Here is a 1920-nt window from a genome sequence, read left to right as displayed (position 1 = left end):
CTCCAGGTTGGACACCAGCATCACGGCCATGTCGATGTCCCCGCACATCAAGCCGCTTTCGAGAGCGTCTCGGGGCAATTCCAGCACCTCGACCTCGATCTCGGGATAGGTCTTTCGAAAGCGCGCGTAGTGGCGCGACATGTAGTAGCCGACGACCGTGTAGGTCATGCCCAGCCGCAGCTTGCCCGCCAGGCCTTTCCTATCGCGCAACGGGCTTCGGACGGCGGCAGCGACGGCCCCGGTGATAACACGCGCATGTTCAAGAAACCGCGCGCCCTCCATCGTCAGTCTTACGCCAGCGTGGTTACGCTCCAAAAGCCGTACGCCCAGGTCAGCCTCGAGCGTCTTTATCGCCGCAGTGACCGCCGATTGCGAGATGTTGAGTTCCACCGCGGCATGACTGACCTGTCCGCTCTCGGCGGTCGCGATAAAATAATCCAGCTGTTTCAAGGTGATGGTCATGGTGCGCCCTGGCCCAGAACCATTATCTGTTTTTTTGATATGACAATCAATAAACTACTATTTCACAAATGCCCTCGCATGCGCAAAAAATGCTGCAACGCCGCAAAGACGGCAGCTTCGAGGGGTAACAATGCGATGGCGGTGACGCTAAACTGCGACATGGGCGAAAGCTTTGGCCTCTACAAGGTTGGCGATGATATGGGCATGATGCCCATCATCGACGTTGCCAATGTCGCCTGTGGTTTTCACGCTTCCGATCCGGATCACATGCACGCCGCCGTCCGCAGCGCCAAGGCGAGTGGCGTAAAGATCGGCGCCCATCCAGGCTTGCCCGACATTCAGGGTTTCGGCCGGCGCGAGATGCGGATGACCCGCGAAGAAGTCAGGAACACCATCATTTACCAGGTGGGAGCGCTTGCCGGCTTCCTCAAGGCCGAGGGTGTGGAACTCCACCACATCAAGCCGCATGGCAGCCTCTACTTCATGGCCATGCAGCAGGAGGCAATAGCCCATGGCGTGTGCGACGCGGCAGAGATTTTCGGCGTACCCCTCTTCGGCATGACGGGCACCCTGCATGAGAAGATCTATCAAGAGCGCGGTATCCCATTTGTCGCTGAGTTCTATGCCGATCTCGACTACGATGCCTCCGGCAAGCTGATCTTGACACGCGTTCATGACGCCAAGGACCCCGCAGAGATGGCCGAGCGGTGCGTACGCGCCATCAGGGAGGGCGAGGGCACGGCAGAGGACGGCAGTTTCTTCCCTGTACGCTGCGAAACCATCTGCGTGCATTCCGATACGCCGAACGCCATCGAAATAGCCCGGGCCGTGCGCACCGCAATCGCCCCCTGGCACTGAACTCGACCGAACCCGCCCGCGCGGGCGGTTCCAGATTAGTCTGTCCGCAGTTTTCCGGAGCTTTTTATGGCCCAGATTCTTTCACCTCTTCCCGGCACTTTTTATCGCAGCGCTTCGCCAGACCAGCCGCCATACAAGGCGGATGGCGACGCGGTGTCCGCCGGAGACGTAATCGGTCTCATCGAAGTGATGAAGTCGTTCCACGAAGTGAGGGCCGAGACGGCCGGTACGAACATCCGCTTCATTGCCGACAATGAGGACCCCATCATGGCCGGCGCACCTATTGCGGATCTCGACTGATGCTGAAAAAGCTTCTGGTTGCCAACCGGGGCGAGATAGCGGTCAGGATCATCCGGGCCGCGCAAGATCTGGGGATCGCCACCGTGGCGGTGTATTCGGCCGCAGACGCCGAGTCGCTCCACGTCCAGCTTGCGGATGAAGCGGTCAACATCGGCCCACCAGCTGCAAAGAAGTCCTATCTCAATGTCGAAGCAATTCTGAAGGCTGCCCGCGACACCGGTTGCGACAGTGTTCATCCAGGCTATGGGTTCCTTGCCGAGAATGCCGCGTTTTCCGACGCGGTCACAGGCGCTGCATTGG

The 1920-nt window shown here is 59.5% G+C and carries 4 protein-coding genes; 3 read left to right on the top strand and 1 reads right to left on the bottom strand.

All coding sequences use genetic code 11. The annotated features are described in order from the left end of the window. Nucleotides 1-462, bottom strand: a 462-nt coding sequence (locus EN925_RS33930) for a LysR family transcriptional regulator (RefSeq protein ID WP_164894587.1), incomplete at its 3' end; no start/stop codon positions are given. A gap of 135 nt (nucleotides 463-597) precedes the next feature. On the opposite strand from EN925_RS33930, the gene EN925_RS33925 reads away from it, so the two are divergent. The 3 genes from EN925_RS33925 to EN925_RS33915 form a co-directional block, all read left to right on the top strand. Then, on the top strand, nucleotides 598-1320 hold the full coding sequence (locus EN925_RS33925; RefSeq protein WP_013533151.1) for a LamB/YcsF family protein: 723 nt from the start codon (nucleotides 598-600) through the stop codon (nucleotides 1318-1320). A 66-nt stretch (nucleotides 1321-1386) separates the two neighbouring features. Then, nucleotides 1387-1620 carry an acetyl-CoA carboxylase gene (locus tag EN925_RS33920; RefSeq protein WP_013533152.1) on the top strand — a complete coding sequence of 78 codons (234 nt, stop codon included), beginning with the start codon at nucleotides 1387-1389 and terminating at the stop codon, nucleotides 1618-1620. Continuing rightward, nucleotides 1620-1920, top strand: a 301-nt coding sequence (locus EN925_RS33915) for a biotin carboxylase N-terminal domain-containing protein (protein ID WP_281040686.1), incomplete at its 3' end; no start/stop codon positions are given. The genes EN925_RS33920 and EN925_RS33915, both read left to right, overlap by 1 nt.

Origin of the sequence: Mesorhizobium sp. M7A.F.Ca.US.006.04.2.1 (assembly GCF_004022915.1) — a bacterium.
GTDB lineage: Bacteria > Pseudomonadota > Alphaproteobacteria > Rhizobiales > Rhizobiaceae > Mesorhizobium > Mesorhizobium ciceri.
The sequence above is the reverse complement of the archived record's forward strand: the minus strand, read 5'-3'. Positions and strand labels throughout refer to the sequence as shown.